Genomic DNA, 17,700 nt, shown 5'->3' with positions numbered 1-17,700 from the left:
AATGGTTGAATATGAGACAGGTTGTTACCACAAAAAGCGGCGGCTACGAAGTGCTTAGCGTGCAGGAAGCAGCGGATCCGGCGGCGGGACCTGGTGAGCTGGTTATTGATGTAAAAGCTGCAGGATTGAATTTCGCCGATATCCTTGCCCGCAAGGGACAATACCCCGACGGCCCTTCAAAACCCTGTGTGATGGGGTATGAAGTCGCTGGCACGGTTAGTGCGCTGGGGGATGCGGTGAAGGACCGGAGCCTGCTGGGCCGTGACGTGATTGCAATGACAAGGTTCGGGGGACAAGCAGAGCAGGTTGTGGTCACGCCCTCACAGCTTTTCGCTAAACCTGCCCGGCTTTCATTTGAAGAGGCGGCGGCGCTCCCGGTCAATTACCTGACGGCTTATGTTTTGCTGGCTGTGATGGGGTCGCTGCAAGCCAACGAATCAGTATTAATTCACAATGTGGGGGGCGGCGTTGGTTTGGCCGCCCTGGACATAGCCCGGCATATAGGGGCCACGACGTTTGGGACTGCGAGCCGGCGAAAACATGCTTTCCTGGAAGACCGGGGCCTGGATCATGTGATTGATTACCGCAACAACGACTGGTACGAGGAAGTGATGCATTTGACAGAGGGCCGGGGGGTAGAGCTCATTACGGATCCCCTCGGCGGCAGGGAATGGAAACGCAGCTACCAGGCCCTGCGGTCGACCGGCAGGCTCGGGATGTTTGGCATATCAACGGCCAGCAACGGGAGCGGCCTCTTCAAAGGAGCATGGAATATGCTCAAGACGGTGCTTCAGATGCCGTTTTATCATCCGCTTCCGTTGCTTAATAAAAATAAAGGGGTGTTCGGGGTGAATATCGGACACCTGTGGGATGAGAAGGAAAAAGGCCGATTGTGGATGAAGAACATACTGGAAGGCGTGGATGAAGGGTGGATAACCCCTCATGTAGATGCTGTTTTTACATTTGAGGAAGCAGCCGAAGCCCATCGTTATATTGAAGAAAGGAAAAACATAGGAAAGGTAATTTTGGTACCGTCATAGTACGGGACCCTCAAGGAGCAGGAATATGGATATTATTTATGTAGATATGGATAATGTACTGGTGGATTTCCCCTGGGGTATCGACCAGCTTTCGGACGACACCAGGCGCGAATACCAGGGGAAGTTTGACGAGATCCCGAATTTTTTCAGAGATCTGCCGCCCGTTGACGGGGCTATCGACGGTTTTCATAGGCTGAGCGGCCGGTACGATACCTATATCCTGTCCACCAGTCCCTGGAATAATCCATCGGCATGGACCGACAAGCTTTTGTGGGTCAAGGATCATCTTCCCGAAGTCGGCCACAAGCGGCTGATCCTGAGTCATCACAAGAATCTAAACCAGGGGGACTATCTTATTGATGACCGGAAGGCCAACGGGGCCGGGCAGTTTCCCGGGAAACACCTTCAGTTCGGATCAGCCGAATTCCCGGACTGGGAGGCCATACTGCGCTACCTGCTGTAACCCTGAGAGGGCTCTGTCCCGTATTAGCGGTTCAGGCTGCCCGTTGCTGGTCCTAGTTGCTCTGCAGCGAGTCTGGAATGGTCCATCTTTCCTGCGACTGTATCTCTTCGGCTCCCCGCACCCTGGATCCGGCGGCAACATGTATCTCGTTATCCAGTATGACTGCCTGCGTGCCATGCCGCCCCTGATTCAGGGGAGGCAGCGTGTGCCACTGGCCGGTCTGGGTGTTGAGGGCCTCTACTTCGGCGTGAGCATCTGTCTGGGCGGCACTTTCTCCCCCCAGCACAAGCACATAATTGCCCACCGGGATTGAAGAACTCCCGGCGCGTTCGGTGGGCAGGTCGCCGGAGGGTGGAAGCGGTTGCCACCGATTCGTTGAGAAATCATAGACATCAACCTCAGGGATGGTAAGTTCAAAGTTCTGATTCGTTGCCTGTGAACTTCTTCGTCCGCCTGCAGCATACAGCTTCCCGTCCACAATTGCTGCCTGGAAGTGATCTCGGTTACGGGGTGCATCAGCCAGCTGCGACCATTCGCCGGTGCGGGGATCAAAGGCATCCATCCAGCGCACATGCCCGGTGGCGTGCCCGTTTTGGATGCCGCCTACGACATAGATCTTTCCTTTGTAAGCTACTGCTCCTGCCGCCCCCCGCCGCCGGTCTTCTGGGATTTCGGGTCCCCGGGTCCATTGGTCCTTTTGGGTATCATAAATCCATACGTGATTGATGGGATCTTCATAAGGGTAGTTGCCATTGAAGGCACCGATGACATAAATTTTCCCGTCGTAGCTTACAGCCTGGAAATGGTGCATCGACAGGGGAGGGGTGGCCTTTTCCGACCACTGGCGGGTGTCGGGGTCATAGACCTCCACCGGTCGTTCACCGCGACCACCCAGCAGGTAGAGTTTCCCGTCTACGATCGCAGCTGCATTCTCATGCCGCTCGGAGGGAGGGACCTCCAGATCGATCATCTGCCAGCCGGGGCCTGCTTGTTGTGCGACCAGGCTGCGGGCCGACAGACACAGAAGGAGAGCCGTTGCAAAAAATATTATTTGTCGGGTATGCCGTTTCATAAAATCGGGTTATTTATGGTTAATGGTAAAGTACCTGAGCCCCTTCGCCCTGCGAAATCAAGGACTGGTAGCGGTCAAGTTCCTCATTTGTTTCGGGATCGGTGAGGTCGAGGGTCTGCTGTTTTTCGGCCGACATATAAGCCGCCTGGCAGAGGCGCGTGATTTCCAGCCCGTACCGCCAGTTCAGTTTGGCGTCATGTCCGTCCAGGAAGGCATCGGTCATATCCCTGAGTTCACCCACATAGCCATACAGGTCCGCCTCATTGGGCTGAACGGGAAGCAGTCCGCGCGAGGAGGTTGATTTCTCAAGGGCGGTTTCTGCATCCGCCACCGAGGCGGCTGCTTCGTCACTGATAAAAATTTCCAGCGGTGAAATAAGCGTATTCACTTCCATGGCATAGCCGGGACCGAGTGCATCCATGGACAAGCGCAGCCCCTGCTTGTCGTACATCCAGGAGTCCGTGAATTGTGCTTTTACCATCTGTCCTGATTCCGGGTTCTGGAAGGTTATCATTCCTGTACAAAAATCTTCAGCGGGTGTTTCTCCATAGTCTACTCCGAAGCGTTCCTTTAGCTGATCACGATACTTCGGCTGGCCCCACTTGAGCAAGCTGGTGTCAGCCTGTACAGCGACGGGCTGCAGGAAATCAGGAGCTTTTCCCCCGGGCGTCAGGATATGACGTGAGGCTGCAATGCTGTGACATCCCATATCGGAGAGTACACCGCCGCCCTGTTTTCGGGGATCCCAAAACCAGCTGTTGTGTGGGCCGGCATGTTCTTCGGTGCTTCGGGCGAGCGTAAAATTGCCCATTTCCCGCTGCTGGGGACGCAGCTGATCCAGGGCGTTGTTAATAGCATTCATGTGAAGCTGATTTTCAAAATAGGCCGTCGGCAGTTCAACCGAGTCTGCCAGCTTGACCAAACGCCGTGCTTCCGCAATCGTTCGTCCCAGCGGTTTTTCGCAGATGATGCCTTTCAGTTCAACGCCCTTTTGTACGGCATCCACAATTTCCTCCACCAGTTTTACCCGTACATGGTTTGGGGCCAGTACCGCAACGGCATCACAATGCTGGCATACCTCTTCTATGGTATCGTAGATATTGCATTCACCGAGCTTGTTGTCATGGGCAAATGCGGCCAGCTCTTCAGATCCGCCCCGCCGGAAGACCGCCGTGAGTTCAAGATGACGAACCTGTTTCATTGCCGTTGCCATAAATTGAGCAATAAAGCCTGATCCAATAAATCCTAAGCGAAGTGATTCCATATAATCCTTTTTTAAGTTTGTAATGTTAGCAGCAATTCCTGTAAAGAAGTAAGATGAAACAAAGATAAAATCTAAAAGGGAAAAAAGAAGGTCGGTACACAAGAAAGCGGCTATTCATTCATCAGGTCCAGCAGCTGATCCGTTTGACGTTCGGTCCCCTCCCGAAGTGCGTCTTTGTTCGAAGATGCTTTAATTTCTTTCAGAGCCTTGTCGGACCATCCTTCCTCTTGTTCCTGCATTTCATTCCAGAGCCGGTGAAAGCGAGCTGTTTGGATGGCCCCTTCCAGGGCATCGGGGTTGATGCATTCTCGTGCTGCCAGGTAAGCGGGCGCGCTTTTTGCCCCCCGGCGCAGGCCCACCGTGTCTGCGGCAACAGCCGTACCTTCTGTTTCGTGGTAGAGTTCTGCAAGCTCCTCCGTACGTACATCGGTATATATGGCTTTCTCAGCCAGGTCGAGAATCTTTTTCTGGATGGGTTTCAGATCGGTATTGATCTGACGTGCACACCATACCGCAAATTTTCGGAGCAGCCGTGTTTTGCCCTGTTTATGCAGATACTTCAGCAATGCTGTGACCTTGTCATCCTCTTCGTGCACTCGCTCCCCGGTTTCCCCGTCAATCATGATGATTTTTCGGCGATCGGCATCGTATACGTAAATGAGATTCCGGTGCCCTTTCTTCATAATACAGCTGATTCTTTCTCGGTTTGCACTTTCGTTAGTTTATAACAACATATTGCTTTTCCCAAGTATTCCATTCATAATGGGTGATGTTATATGTAATTGATTGATCTCAATGAATAATAAAGAAAAGACGTCGGCAGCGGCCCTCGTTTCCTGGGCGCTTTACGACTGGGCCAACAGTGCATTTTTTGCCGTTATCCAGACATTTGTTTTTGCTACTTATTTCATGCAGTCCGTTGCGGAGAATGATACCCTGGGGAGTACACAGTGGGGCAATACCATCGGGGCTGCCGGCCTGGTGGTAGCCGTCTGTGCCCCGTTTGTTGGTGCCGTGGCTGATCAGATGGGGCGTCGGAAGCCCTGGATCGGATGGTTTACCTTGCTGTCGGTGACGGCGACGGCCGGATTGTGGTTCATCGAGCCCTCACAGCAGTTTGTACTGATGGCACTGATGCTGGTTTTCCTGGGGACCATAGGATCGGAATTTGCAATTATTTTCTATAATGCGATGCTGCCCGATCTTGCCTCCGATGAGCGCATGGGGCGATGGTCAGGGTGGTCGTGGGGACTGGGCTATGCCGGGGGGCTGGCGTGCCTGGTGATCGCCCTGCTTGTTTTTGTGGATGTGGAAACCCCGCCTTTCGGGCTTGATAAAGAAGCGGCGGAGCATATCCGCGCAACTTTTGTGCTCGTTGCTGCCTGGTATACGCTCTTTTCAGTTCCGCTTTTCGGGGTTACCCCGGATCGTCCACAGACCGGCACCGGCCTGGGAGAGGCCGTAAAATCGGGGTGGAAACAGTTAAAGACGTCGGTGCAGGAGGTACGGAAATACCGCTTTATTGTACGATTTCTCGTCGCCCGCATGATTTTCATTGATGCCCTGGCTACGGTTTTTGCCTTTGGAGGTATTTATGCCGCCGGTGCTTTTGATTTTGGGGAGCGCGATGTATTGCTATTCGGCATCGGCCTTAACCTGACCGCGGGCCTGGGAGCGGCAGCCTTTGCCTGGCTGGATGATAAGCTGGGGAGCCGCCTGACGATGCTGGTGTCGCTGGTCGGACTTGTGATATGTACATCCGCGGTTCTGCTTGTGTACATGGAATTGCTTTTCTGGCTCTTTGGACTGCTCCTGGGTATTTTTGTAGGGCCGGTGCAGGCAGCCAGCCGAACCTACATGGCACATGTGGCTCCCCCTGATTTGCAAAACCAGATGTTCGGGCTCATGGCTCTTTCCGGAAAAGTGACTGCCTTCATGGGGCCGCTGCTGGTCGGATGGCTGACCTTTTATACCGACAGTCAGCGAATAGGGATGAGCGTCATCGTTGTCCTGTTTGTCCTGGGGTTTATCCTCTTGTACCAGCTGCCGGATGCCAAAGAAGTACGAGAACAGTCTTTTTCGGCCGATTCATAAAAAAGTCTCCCTTTTAACAGATAAAGTGGTACCTTTGAGGGTTTTAACCGGATGAAATCATCCAGGAGAAATGATTCTCACTTAATATTAACTCAACACAAATATCATGAGTCGATTTGACGAACTAAAGAGCATTGTAAACGGAGTAGAAGAAGATATGACGAAATTTTACGAAAAAGGGAATAAAGCCGCCGGTACCCGTGCTCGTAAAGGATTGCAGCAGCTTCGAAAACTGTCGCAGGAAGTACGCCTTGAAATCCAGGACATTAAGAATAACGGTTAATCGCCTGTTGATTTCTTTTAAAAGCCACTGCAAAGTGGCTTTTTTTATTTATAGGTTTAGTGCGATAACGATTACTCTAATATATTCTTCATGCGCACATCTCCGAAGAACAAGCTTTCAGCATCAGCGGTAAAGGCGTGGCGTATTTCAACGCTGCTTTTCATGCTTTTTCTACTGTCAATCCCCCTTTTTCTGTGGATGTACCACTATTTTGGGGCCGGCACCTTGTCGGTCTGGGTGATTCTGGCACTCACCATCTCGCTGGTTATCATATCCGGATTGGTTGTGCTTTTTGTACCTGAGATTCGCTGGCGGCGCTGGTCGTATCAGATTGACGAGCACGAAATTGATTTGCAAAGCGGGATCCTGATCGTTACGCGAACCCTGGTCCCGGTCAAACGCGTGCAGCACGTAGATACAAGGCAGGGGCCTATTCTGCGCTCATACGGACTGGCGGATGTTACGATCTCAACAGCAGCCACCACCCATCGCATACCGGCTCTTGAAGAAGAAACAGCCGATGCCGTCCGTGATAGAATCTCTAAATTTGCCCGGTTAGCTAAAGAAGATGTCTGAACCGCAACGTCAACACCCGGTGGCGGCCATCACAAAGGCGCTGGATGTCATACGGGGCAACTTGATCACCATCCTGATTCTCCTCTTCCTCGGGGGTGGAGATGAAGATGTCTTTTTGTTGTACTGGATTGTAGGATTAATTGTATTCCTCTTTATATGGGGGGGCATCTCCTGGTACCGGTTTACGTACCAGGTATCCGAGGGAGAGCTGCGAATAGAACAGGGGGTGCTGATTCGGAAAAAACTGTATCTGACCTCCGATCGTATCCAGGTCATTGATATCAGTGCGGGAGTTGTGCAGCGATTGTTCGGGCTGGTAGCCGTCGAAATAAAAACGGCGGGAAGTTCCTCAAAAGCGGCCAAGATAAGTGCACTGACCCGCGAAGAGGCCGATCGGCTGAAGGATATGCTGCGTCGGGCGGGGGATGAATCGCGGGAGGCGGGAGCGGATGAGCATGCGGATCAACCCCGTGAAATCTATTCGCTCGGCCAGCGGGAACTGTTGATTGCCGCAACGACATCGGGACGCATGGGGGTGGCACTGTCGGTGGTCGGGGCGGCGTTTTCCCAGATCGACCAGCTGGTATCGGATGAGCAGTTATACCGGTTTATTGAAAACAACATCCCGCGGTCTACCTCGGCAACCCTTGTCGTATTGTCCATTATCACGATACTGGCCGTTTCATGGGGACTGTCTTTTTTGTCCACCCTTATTGCCTATTACGATTTTGAAGTGGAGATCCGGGAAAAGGAACTGCTTATCTCCCGGGGATTGCTGGAGCGCACCCAGCTTACCATTCCTTTCAACCGGATACAGGCGGTACAGGTAAAAGAGGAACTGATGCGACAGCCCTTCGGCTATGCCTCGCTGGTGATAGAAAGTGCCGGCTACGGCGAGGACAAGGGAAATTCGACAACCCTGTTTCCCCTGATAAAGCGAAACGCCCTGTATACCTTTTTGAAGGATGTGCTGCCCGAATATAACGTGGCGATAGAAGGGGAAAACAGACAACCGCCGTCCCGTGCCCTGCGTCGCTATTTGCTGCGGATGACCTGGTGGACGCTGCCGGTCATCTTGATTCTGTGGTCCATACTGCCCTACGGGATCTATGCATGGGGGCTGTTGATTCCGGCTTTACTGCTGGGCTACCAGCAGTACCGGGATGCAGGTATCCGCAGCGAGGATCATACGGTGATACTGAGTGCACGGCTCCTGAGCAAAACGACAGCCATTATCAAGAAATACCGCACGCAGGCCGCCGAGTTAAAAGAAAACCCTTTTCAGTCGCGACTGGAGCTGAAGGATTTTACTGTGTATGTAGCCAGCGGCAACCAGGGACGTTCCTTCGCGGTACGGGATCTGGACCGTGCGGATGCCGCAATCTACTGGGAGTGGATGAGGCAGGAGCCGTCGGGTCCTTCATCCGACGAAGAGTTGGAAAACGGCAAAGACGGTGCAGCTGCGATGCCTGTGCCGGAGGATTAATCCCCCTCAGCTATCTTCGTAGGAAAGTTCAATTTCAAAATGCAGCGTGCGTTTATCTTCAATGGCGATATCCGCTTCTGAATCGATGTTGGGGGTATCAAGGTTGCTGATTTGGCAGCTGCAGTCTTCCCCGATATAGTCACTCACGGCATCAGAAATTAGTGTTTCCAGCTGAAGAGAAGATAGCGTTTTTAACTTGTTGCTCATCGTGCGATTGGTTTGAATTTGGCGGTTGTTTGTCAGGGTGCTTCTGGTGAAGGATCTCACCCGAAAACGAGATAGTGATAAATTGCGAGTGTGCCGGCCCCGTAAATGATATGAAATCCCAGTACATAATAGGGCACCAGGGGCCCCCATGACTGACCCATGATACCGGGATCGGGAATGGCTTTGCCCTTTCCGATGGCCGGGTGAGTGTCAGCCAGAATGCCCATCATGGAACCGATAAAAATACCGTGTGCGAACCCCCAGAGTATGCCGGCCGGCCAGTTGGGCGTCACGGCCATCGCTGTGAGCAGGATGACGTAGAGAATGCCCCAGCCGGCCCCGATAAGAAGGTGCAGGGTTACGCCCACCGTATACACTTTCCTGCGGTTGTCAATATCCACAAACCGGGAGCCGATGAGATAGGGGATATCCAGATTCTGCCCGGCCAGCTTGACGACATAGATCAGAAGGGTTAGAATGACAGCGCCTATGAAACCTGAGAGTGCTGCTATGAGAAGATTTGCTTCCATCATATGCTCCCCTGTTGTTATGAACTTATTCTGGTTGTTCAACCTGAATCCTTATAACCAAGGTAATAGAAGAATTACTTTTTTGCTACCCGATCTTGTTACTACTGTTTGAAAACCGACCAGTGCACAGGTAATATGCGTCAGTCAGCCGCCGGCCTGCCGAATTGTTGAAGCGTATGGTAGTGGGATGCAATGGCGGCACCCAGGGTGGGATGATAATTGTAGGGAATGTCATACTTCTCTGCCATGGATCGCACGATGGAGCTTATGGCCGGGTAGTGGATGCTGCATACTTTGGGAAAAAGATGATGTTCAATCTGGTAGTTAAGTCCGCCGATGTACCAGCAGAGCAATTTGTTCTCGTGAGCGAAATCGGAGGTGGTTTCCAGCTGGTGAATCATCCACGTATTTTCAATATTACCCTCTTCGTTTTCCGTAGGGTGTTCGGTTCCCTCCACAACATGTGCCAGCTGAAAGACGACTCCCAGAATAATACCGGCCGTGAAATGGAGAATGAAGAATCCAATAGCGATCTGCCACCAGGTTACAGGAAGCAGCATATAGGGGAGCACGAGTATATAGCCATAATAGATCAGCTTCGTCAGAATAAGCGTGACCCACTCTGAGAGCGGATGTGATTTGTCTTCATAAGGACCCAGGCTGGACTGGAAAAAATATTTGTAGTCCTTGATAAAAACCCAGAATAGGGTGGCAAAACCGTAGGCTATGAAGGCCAGGATATGCTGAATTCTGTGAATGGGCTTGTGTTCTGCATTGGGCGAGAGCCGGATAAATTCAGCTACTTCCAGATCCTCATCATGCTCATAGATATTGGTATAGGTATGATGGATAATATTATGGGTGATTTTCCATATGTATCCGTTGGCTCCCAGCAGATCAAAGGTATAGCCCAGGAATTGATTGATGTACTTGTTGGAAGAATAGGCTCCGTGCAGGGCATCATGAGAGACAGAAAAGCCGATTCCGGCCATCCCGATTCCCATAACAAAGCAGAGAAAAGCCATCCCCCACAGCCCAAAACTATTGCTGATAATGAGTCCATAGGATCCAAAGTAAAGCGTGAGCAGGACTACGGTCTTCAGGACCATTCGATGGTCTGCATGCTTCGATATGTTGTTTTCCCTGAAGTAGCTGTTTACTTCATGTTTTAACTCCCGGGCGAAACCTTTTCTTTCCTTGCTTTTAAACGAGATCCTGGTTGGAGACATAATAGAAAATGAAGCTACGATTCGTCTTAAAATTGCAAGAAACCAAAATACTGAACCGAAAGAAAATAAATTCTCACAAAGAGCGGCGGTTTTTTATAATCACCCCAGCGCCACATCCAGGATCATCATGATGCTGAATCCCAGCATGGTACCCAGGGTAGCAATATCGGTATTTCCCCGAAGCTGCGACTCGGGGATGAGTTCCTCCACCACCACATAGATCATAGCTCCGGCTGCAAAGGCCAGGGCATAGGGCAGCAGCGGCTGTACCATCAAGACGGCCGCGGCCCCGATGACAGCGGAGATCGGTTCGACGATGCCCGACAGCTGCCCGTACCAGAAGCTCTTGCCGACGGAGAGCCCCTCCCGGCGAAGAGGCATGGAAACAGCCGTGCCCTCCGGAAAATTCTGAATGCCGATCCCGATGGCCAGCGTGATGGCGCCCATCACGGTGGCCCCGCCCGCTGCCTCAATGCCTGAGGCTGCGGCCCCGAAGAGGACTCCTATGGCAAGGCCTTCGGGGATGTTGTGCAGGGTGATGGCTAATACAAGGAGCGTGGCGCGTCGCCAGCTGGTTGGCATACCCTCGGCCTCCTCAACCGGCAGGCCAATGTGAAGGTGGGGGAGATAGGCATCGCAGATACGAAGGAAAATACCCCCGCACAGAAAGCCGACAACCGCCGGCAGCCATTCCACCACCCCCTGCGCGGCGGCCATGTCTATGGAGGGGACCAGCAGCGACCAGAAACTGGCGGCAATCATTACGCCGGCCGCAAAGCCCATCATGGCATCCAGCAGCTTGTAATTGATTGCCCGGGTGAAGAAAACAAGGGCCGCCCCAAGGGCGGTAAGCGTGTAGGTGAACAGCCCCCCGAACAGGCTTTGGGTTATCGGTCCCAATCCAAAAAAGAAATCCTTGAGCTCAGCTAATGGCATCATGTATAAAAAACTTGTTTGCATGTGGTTGCGTCACACATAGAATAAGAAATCTTGATCTAAATCAAAATATAAAATTAGTCAAGACTAAAAATAGAATATTGAATACATCGGGGAGCTGCCTGGCGCTTACAGGTACACGGTCCGGTCGCCTGTTCGTCTATACTCTGCTTTTGGTCAATCGGTTGTCTTCCAGTAGATAATACCGCCGGCCTGTTTGCCGACTTCAAGCACGGCCACGCGCTCCATCTGTTCCAGATCGATGACATCCACCGATCCTGCTTCGCCGCCGATCCCTTCAACAGAGACAAACGCATATCGGCTGTCAGGTGATATAGTCACCCCGTGCGGAATGGAGCGGCTGTTAGCAATTTTTGCGGCTTCCCTGCCGGTTTGCAGGTTCCACACGCCCGTGCTACCCTCTCCTTTATAGCTGACAACCATCCATTTTCCATTGGGGCTCACCTCCAGGTTATACGGACCCGAGCCGGTCTTGAAACGGCGGCGTACTGACCAGCTGTCCGTGTCAACCTCCACAACTTCGTTCGATTTGTTGTTGGCAACATAGACCAGCTTCGCGGCGGGGTGGGGGTCGGCCCAGGTAGGCTTGGCGGCCGGGGACTTCACCGGTGTTTCACTGGGGCCGGAGGGGGCGGTTCGGGATCGCGGCGGCGTCACAGAAAGACGGCGGCTGATTTTCATGGCTGCTGTATTTACTTCGATGAGCTCGTCTGTCATCATCGATACATGGTACTGGTGCCTGCCGTCACAGCTGATGCGTGAGCCGTGGGGCATGATGCCGGTCGTTATCTCCGCGACCACGGTCATGGCCCCGGGATCCACAACGGAAACCATGCTGGGTTCCATGTCGCCGTGGAGGTTAAAATTCACCACGTACAGCAGCCCGGTGGCAGCAGAGGCCTCCAGGCTGGCCGGGAACATTCCCAGTTCCGTGCGGGCGATGAACTCGTTGGTGCCGGTCCTAAACTTATACAGCCAGCCATAGGGGTTGCCATGGGCAATGGACAGGTACCAGTATTTCCCGTTGAGGCCTATGTTGATGCCGTGCGGCCCTTCATTCTCCGTGGGATACTGGCCCACGGTTATGACGTCGCGGACGGCCGTTTCGCGGGTCTGGGCATCGAAGGAAATCTGGTATACCTTGTCTTCCGATTCTGCGGCCACATACAGGTGATGGGTCTGCGCGGCGGCATGCTGGACGGCTGCAGCAATCCATAGGGAGGCAAACAGCAAAAAGTGTTTTATGCGGGGTATCATTGGAGAATCAACGGTTGGATTATGCTGACAATTAATCTTGAATTTCGAGGGCCCAGATCCCCGAATTCCAGTCGGAAACAAAAATATGCTCTTTATGCGGCTGTGGACCCCAGCTCATAGGGGCGTTGGGGATGCGGCCGTTGTGGTGGGTCGGCAGGAACCGGGCAATCTCTCGCCCCTGCTCGTAGAGGTTGCCCATCAGCTCACCGGAAATGTCGACAACGCGAAGTCCCGCATTGTAATAGGCGACATAAAGTTTATCGCCCTTGACCCAGAAATTATGCGTCCCTGCCTCCGGCACCTGGTAGCGTGCCACTTCCCGCGGGTTGTCCCATCCGCCTTCAAATTTTATAAAGTGAATCCACCCGGCGGGAACCGTCGGCTTGTCTTTGACGTAAAGTCCGTTGGGGAAGGCCTCATCACCGGCAACGACATAAAAATCTCCGGTGGATCGGCTCTTGAACGGAAAGGCGGCGTGATTCCATCCATTGGGGTAGGCGTAACTGCCCAGCTTGACCGGGTTGCTGAACGATCCGGCCCCGATATCATGGTGTTCCGGGGAATCGGCTGCCGGAGTGCTGCCCACATCAACTGCAACGACCCCGTCATCCCAGTTGGAGGAATAAGCAATACCGTTTTCAACCCATACATCATGAATGGCATGGCCCGGCGTATCGAGTTCAAAACGGCCCACTGTTTCGGGCTGCCGGGGGTTGCTGATATCGATAATATCGTACCGGCGACCGTTATTGACCGCAAAAACATGGTCTTCATAGATGAAGGCGTTGTGCACGCCGCCGGTGAGTCCGTCGGTGTACTCGGTGATGACTTCAACATTGTGGGGATCACGCACATCCAGGATAACAATACCGTTTTTACGGTCCGAGGCCCCCTCGCGCGTAATAACGCCGATACGTCCGTCGTCAGAAATTTTAACATCATTGACGGTGCGGGCATCAACGGTAACCGTATCGATGATCGTCATGCGGGAGGGGTTCGTGACGTCCCAGAAATAGGCTTCCCCATTGCCGCCCCAGGTGCCGGTTACGGCATAGTCCCTTCCGTCGATTCCCTCCCACACCCAGAGGTCGGAAGTATGCACCTCGTTCACCAGCCCGTGCCCGGCAATCCTGAGGTCTTTTTGAATGTTGCGGGCGTCAACACGGATGGTCTGCTCAGCCGCGACGTTCCCGGCCCGTGCCACGACGGTGTAAAGTCCGGCTTTGTTGGCCACAAAACGGCCGTCTTCTGCAATCTGCGCCCGGGCCCCTTCGGCCGGTTCGTTGCCCGGATGGGCCGTGAAGGAGAAGTCAATCGGTATGTCCTGGACAATATCCCCGGACGCCTTGCGCGGGCGGGCGATGAACCGGATGACATCCCCGGTGCGGGCATCGTTTGCATGGTGGGTCAGTTCGAGCATTGCGGTGGGATTGGGCCGAACCTCGACCTCCCAGCTGGCTGCCGCTTCTCCGGCCCGGGCAGTCAGGCGAACAGTGCCGGCTTTCAGGGCATACAACCGGCCCCAGTCATCCATGGATGCAATGGAGGAATCTGAGCTGACAAAAGTGACTTCCGAGGGATCCCGCCTGAAGCCTTTGGCATCCGTCACGACGAGGTCAATCGCATTCCTGGTGCCTTCATAGAGATGGCCGGGCGTGTCGGTGAAGGTAATATCGGTGATGGGGGGGCGCGTTACCTCAACCGGAATGGTAACGCTTAGCCGCTCCTCATTGGGAGCCGCTGCAACCGCGCGGAGCTGAAAGGTGCCCGGCTTAAGGGCCTTCACCAGGCCGTTGCTGCTGACGCTGACGCTCTCGCGGTTGTAGGAATAAAAGAGGACCGAATCACGGACCACGGCACCATCCCGGTCTTCGATATGGCCCGAAAGCTGCACCCTGTCGTCAATTTCGAGTGTTAGGGCTTCGGGCGTAACGACCAGTCTATAATCATCGGTTGCCTGGGCATGGGCCGCAGCAGCAGTTATCGTCAGCAGAGCCCCAAAGAGGCACAGGAAAAGAAGACGTTGAATGATATTCATGGGATATCCGGTTGTTTAAGAGTGAACGAAAGCAAGTAAGTAATATATGAGCAGGAAAAAGCGGCTGTCGCGATCTTTTACATAGTTCTGAATCGCTTTTTGTGGCAGGTAATGACTGTTAATTTAAACATCGAATGCTTACCTTCCTGCATTCTAAAACATGCACCCCGGAAGGGACATTCAATATACATTTTATACGCCTCACGCCGGTTGTTGACATAATATTCTGTAATCAAACTCAGCATACATGAGCATTAATTTTAATAAAGAGCGCTTTCTGCATCGCCACATTGGAACCAACCCTGATCAGATCAGGGAGATGCTTTCGGCCATAGGAGCCTCTTCACTGGATGAGTTAATGGACGAAACGGTTCCCGCCAATATTCGATTAACCAGGGAAGTGAAGCTTGAGGAGCCGATGAGTGAATACCGGTTCCTGGAAGAATTTCGTGAACTGGCGTCCCAAAACCAAGTTTTTGACTCCTATATCGGCATGGGGTACCACGAAACCCTGACGCCGAACGTCATTCTGCGCAACGTGCTGGAAAACCCCGGCTGGTATACCGCTTATACGCCCTACCAGGCGGAGATTGCACAGGGACGCCTCGAGGCGCTGATCAATTTCCAGACGATGGTTTCCGATCTGACCGGGCGGGAGCTGGCCAATGCCTCCCTGCTGGATGAGGGAACAGCGGCAGCAGAGGCGATGTCGATGTTTTATGCCATGCGCCGCGGTGGCAAAAGGAAAAAGGCTCATACCTTTTTTGTTTCGGACCTCTGCCATCCCCAGACGATCGAGGTGGTCAGGGGACGTGCCGAGCCGCTGGATATCGACGTTGTAGTGGGCGATCACCGCGAACTGGATCTCGCCGCGGACGACCTTTATGGCATCCTGCTGCAGTACCCGGGCACGGACGGATCGGTGGCGGATTACAGCAACTTCATCGAAGCGGCGCGGGAAGAGGGAAACCAGGTGGTTGTGGCCGCCGACCTGCTCAGCCTTACCGTATTGACCCCGCCCGGCGAAATGGGGGCTGATGCCGTGGTGGGTTCCGCCCAGCGATTTGGGGTGCCCATGGGATACGGCGGGCCTCATGCCGGCTATTTTGCAACGCGCGAGAAGTACAAGCGTAAAATTCCGGGACGAATTATTGGCGTGACCAAAGACAAGGAGGGCAACCCGGTGTACCGGATGGCGCTCCAGACGCGCGAACAGCATATCCGCCGGGAGAAAGCAACCTCCAATATATGCACCGCACAGGTCCTGCTGGCTGTCATTGCCGGTTTTTACGGGGTCTACCACGGTCCCGCAGGACTTCGCCGCATCGGGGAGCGCGTGCACGGCCTGGCCAAGGTCATGCATGCCGGGTTGAATAAACTGGATTTTACCGTTGAGAATGAGTTCTATTTTGACACGCTGAAGGTTTCCCTGGAAGGAGAGGAGCAGCAGGGGCAACTGAGGCAGGCCGCCCTGGATGCCGGCGTGAACCTGCGATATTTCGATGACGCCTCGGTGGGTATCGCCTTTGACGAAGCGAAGGATCTTGACCATGTGGATCAGTTGCTTTCACTGTTTGCCTCGATTACAGGTGACGCCGACAAGGGAGCGGTGGATGTGGATGCGCTGGCCGGGGAGGCGGTTATGGACTTTCCCGAAGCACTGCAGCGCACCTCAGACTACCTGGAACACCCGGTCTTCAACCTGTATCATACCGAGCACGAGATGCTTCGCTATATGAAGGAGCTTGAAAACAAGGACCTTTCGCTGGTGCACTCGATGATCTCCCTCGGTTCGTGCACGATGAAGCTGAACGCCACCTCGGAAATGATACCCCTGACCTGGCCCGAGTTTGGCAAAATTCATCCCTTCGTACCGGAAGAACAGGCGCAGGGCTATCATAGGCTGTTTAAAAAGCTCGAGGACCAGCTCAAGGCGATCACCGGTTTTGAGGCCGTCTCGCTGCAGCCCAACTCCGGGGCCCAGGGAGAGTTTGCCGGGCTGATGACCATCCGCGCCTATCACCGGCACAGGGGAGAACATCATCGCAACGTGACTATTGTACCGGATTCAGCCCACGGCACGAATCCCGCCAGTGCCGTTATGGCCGGGATGGAGGTGGTCGTTACAAAATGTGACGAGCATGGAAATATCGACCTCGAGGATCTCCGTGAGAAGACCGAAGAGCACAAGGACGACCTTGCCGCCCTGATGGTAACCTATCCCTCCACCCACGGCGTTTTCGAAGAAGACATCAAGGAGATCTGCCAGATCATTCATAATCACGGCGGGCTGGTCTACATGGACGGGGCCAATATGAACGCCCAGGTGGGCCTTACGAGCCCGGCCGAGATCGGGGCTGATGTCTGTCACCTGAACCTGCACAAAACCTTTTGTATCCCTCATGGCGGGGGCGGCCCCGGCATGGGTCCTATCGCTTCCACCAGGGAACTGGCGCCCTTTTTGCCGGGCAATCCCGTCGTCACGACCGGCGGCGACCATGCCATCAAGGCCATCTCCGCGGCGCCCTGGGGAAGTGCAAGCATCCTCAGCATCTCCTATGCCTATATCAAGATGATGGGGAATGAAGGACTCACCCGGGCTACGGAAATAGCCATTTTAAATGCCAATTATCTCAAGGATCGCCTCCAGGATCATTATCCCATCCTGTATACCGGGGCGAATGGCCGGGCCGCCCATGAGTTTATCGTAGACCTGCGGCCGTTCAAGCAATCGGCCAGCGTCGAGTCGGTGGATGTGGCGAAGCGACTGATGGACTACGGCTTTCATGCTCCGACGATGTCGTTCCCCGTTCCGGGCACGCTGATGATTGAACCCACGGAAAGTGAGTCGAAGCAGGAACTGGACCGTTTTTGTGAGGCCATGATTGCTATCCGCGAGGAGATACGCTCCATCGAGGAAGGGCAGGCCGACCCCGAAGATAACCCGCTAAAGAATGCTCCCCACACCATGCGTACGGTTATGGCAGAGCACTGGGAGCATCCCTACAGCCGTGAAGAGGCGGTATTTCCCCTTGATTATCTCCGGTTTGACAAGTTCTGGCCGGCCGTCAGCCGCGTTGATGATGCCTATGGTGACCGCAACCTGATGTGCAGCTGCGTGCCCGTGGACGCCTACAGCGAAGGGCAGGAGCCGGCTGCGGTCGAGTAGCGGCCGGATGGCAGGAACAGGATTCGGTGGTGCCC

The 17,700-nt window shown here is 53.8% G+C and carries 16 protein-coding genes; 7 read left to right on the top strand and 9 right to left on the bottom strand.

Annotated elements, in window-relative coordinates; genetic code table 11:
* Nucleotides 1-11: 11 nt before the first annotated feature.
* Complete coding sequence (locus tag FN808_RS05950) at nucleotides 12-1,040, top strand: synaptic vesicle VAT-1 family membrane protein (protein ID WP_142713643.1); 1,029 nt, start codon at nucleotides 12-14, stop codon at nucleotides 1,038-1,040.
* A gap of 25 nt (nucleotides 1,041-1,065) precedes the next feature.
* Nucleotides 1,066-1,503 carry a 5' nucleotidase, NT5C type gene (locus tag FN808_RS05945; RefSeq protein WP_142713642.1) on the top strand — a complete coding sequence of 146 codons (438 nt, stop codon included), beginning with the start codon at nucleotides 1,066-1,068 and terminating at the stop codon, nucleotides 1,501-1,503.
* A 52-nt stretch (nucleotides 1,504-1,555) separates the two neighbouring features.
* Here FN808_RS05945 and FN808_RS05940 read toward each other — a convergent pair whose 3' ends face one another.
* From FN808_RS05940 to FN808_RS05930, 3 genes are all read right to left on the bottom strand, one after another.
* Nucleotides 1,556-2,575 (bottom strand): Kelch repeat-containing protein, encoded by a 1,020-nt coding sequence (locus FN808_RS05940; protein ID WP_142713641.1) that lies wholly within the window; start codon nucleotides 2,573-2,575, stop codon nucleotides 1,556-1,558.
* A 19-nt stretch (nucleotides 2,576-2,594) separates the two neighbouring features.
* On the bottom strand, nucleotides 2,595-3,839 hold the full coding sequence (locus FN808_RS05935) for a Gfo/Idh/MocA family protein (protein WP_142713640.1): 1,245 nt from the start codon (nucleotides 3,837-3,839) through the stop codon (nucleotides 2,595-2,597).
* Between the two features lie 110 nt (nucleotides 3,840-3,949).
* Complete coding sequence (locus FN808_RS05930) at nucleotides 3,950-4,522, bottom strand: hypothetical protein (RefSeq protein ID WP_142713639.1); 573 nt, start codon at nucleotides 4,520-4,522, stop codon at nucleotides 3,950-3,952.
* 112 nt (nucleotides 4,523-4,634) lie between these two features.
* Here FN808_RS05930 and FN808_RS05925 point away from each other — a divergent pair, with 112 nt between their 5' ends.
* The 4 genes from FN808_RS05925 to FN808_RS05910 all read left to right on the top strand — a co-directional run bounded on the left by FN808_RS05925 (nucleotide 4,635) and on the right by FN808_RS05910 (nucleotide 8,278).
* Complete coding sequence (locus FN808_RS05925) at nucleotides 4,635-5,933, top strand: MFS transporter (protein ID WP_142713638.1); 1,299 nt, start codon at nucleotides 4,635-4,637, stop codon at nucleotides 5,931-5,933.
* Between the two features lie 106 nt (nucleotides 5,934-6,039).
* Nucleotides 6,040-6,216 carry a histone H1 gene (locus tag FN808_RS05920; RefSeq protein WP_142713637.1) on the top strand — a complete coding sequence of 59 codons (177 nt, stop codon included), beginning with the start codon at nucleotides 6,040-6,042 and terminating at the stop codon, nucleotides 6,214-6,216.
* Between the two features lie 90 nt (nucleotides 6,217-6,306).
* A complete protein-coding gene (locus tag FN808_RS05915; protein ID WP_142713636.1) occupies nucleotides 6,307-6,792 on the top strand; it encodes a PH domain-containing protein in 486 nt (161 codons plus the stop codon).
* On the top strand, nucleotides 6,785-8,278 hold the full coding sequence (locus FN808_RS05910; protein ID WP_142713635.1) for a PH domain-containing protein: 1,494 nt from the start codon (nucleotides 6,785-6,787) through the stop codon (nucleotides 8,276-8,278). The genes FN808_RS05915 and FN808_RS05910 overlap by 8 nt, the downstream gene beginning before the upstream one ends.
* A gap of 6 nt (nucleotides 8,279-8,284) precedes the next feature.
* Here the strand turns inward: FN808_RS05910 and FN808_RS05905 are convergent, their stop codons facing one another.
* The 6 genes from FN808_RS05905 to FN808_RS05880 all read right to left on the bottom strand — a co-directional run bounded on the left by FN808_RS05905 (nucleotide 8,285) and on the right by FN808_RS05880 (nucleotide 14,496).
* The gene (locus tag FN808_RS05905) at nucleotides 8,285-8,485 is read right to left on the bottom strand and encodes a hypothetical protein (protein ID WP_142713634.1); all 201 of its coding nucleotides are present in this window, start codon (nucleotides 8,483-8,485) and stop codon (nucleotides 8,285-8,287) included.
* Nucleotides 8,486-8,541: 56 nt separating this feature from the next.
* Nucleotides 8,542-9,018, bottom strand: coding sequence for a hypothetical protein (locus FN808_RS05900; RefSeq protein ID WP_142713633.1), 477 nt, complete (start codon nucleotides 9,016-9,018; stop codon nucleotides 8,542-8,544).
* A 137-nt stretch (nucleotides 9,019-9,155) separates the two neighbouring features.
* Nucleotides 9,156-10,244: a fatty acid desaturase family protein gene (locus tag FN808_RS05895; protein ID WP_142713632.1), complete on the bottom strand. Its 1,089-nt coding sequence runs from the start codon at nucleotides 10,242-10,244 to the stop codon at nucleotides 9,156-9,158.
* Between the two features lie 99 nt (nucleotides 10,245-10,343).
* The gene (locus tag FN808_RS05890) at nucleotides 10,344-11,183 is read right to left on the bottom strand and encodes a ZIP family metal transporter (RefSeq protein WP_142713631.1); all 840 of its coding nucleotides are present in this window, start codon (nucleotides 11,181-11,183) and stop codon (nucleotides 10,344-10,346) included.
* 174 nt (nucleotides 11,184-11,357) lie between these two features.
* The gene (locus FN808_RS05885) at nucleotides 11,358-12,458 is read right to left on the bottom strand and encodes a YncE family protein (RefSeq protein ID WP_142713630.1); all 1,101 of its coding nucleotides are present in this window, start codon (nucleotides 12,456-12,458) and stop codon (nucleotides 11,358-11,360) included.
* Nucleotides 12,459-12,489: 31 nt separating this feature from the next.
* Entirely contained in the window at nucleotides 12,490-14,496 is a 2,007-nt protein-coding gene (locus tag FN808_RS05880; protein WP_142713629.1) for an Ig-like domain-containing protein, read from the bottom strand.
* 247 nt (nucleotides 14,497-14,743) lie between these two features.
* Between FN808_RS05880 and gcvP the strand changes: the two genes are divergently transcribed.
* Nucleotides 14,744-17,665 carry an aminomethyl-transferring glycine dehydrogenase gene (gcvP, locus tag FN808_RS05875; RefSeq protein WP_142713628.1) on the top strand — a complete coding sequence of 974 codons (2,922 nt, stop codon included), beginning with the start codon at nucleotides 14,744-14,746 and terminating at the stop codon, nucleotides 17,663-17,665.
* Nucleotides 17,666-17,700: the final 35 nt, after the last annotated feature.

This window comes from Fodinibius sediminis, from assembly GCF_900182555.1.
GTDB lineage: Bacteria > Bacteroidota > Rhodothermia > Balneolales > Balneolaceae > Fodinibius > Fodinibius sediminis.
This window is presented reverse-complemented; position numbering and strand designations above follow the sequence as displayed.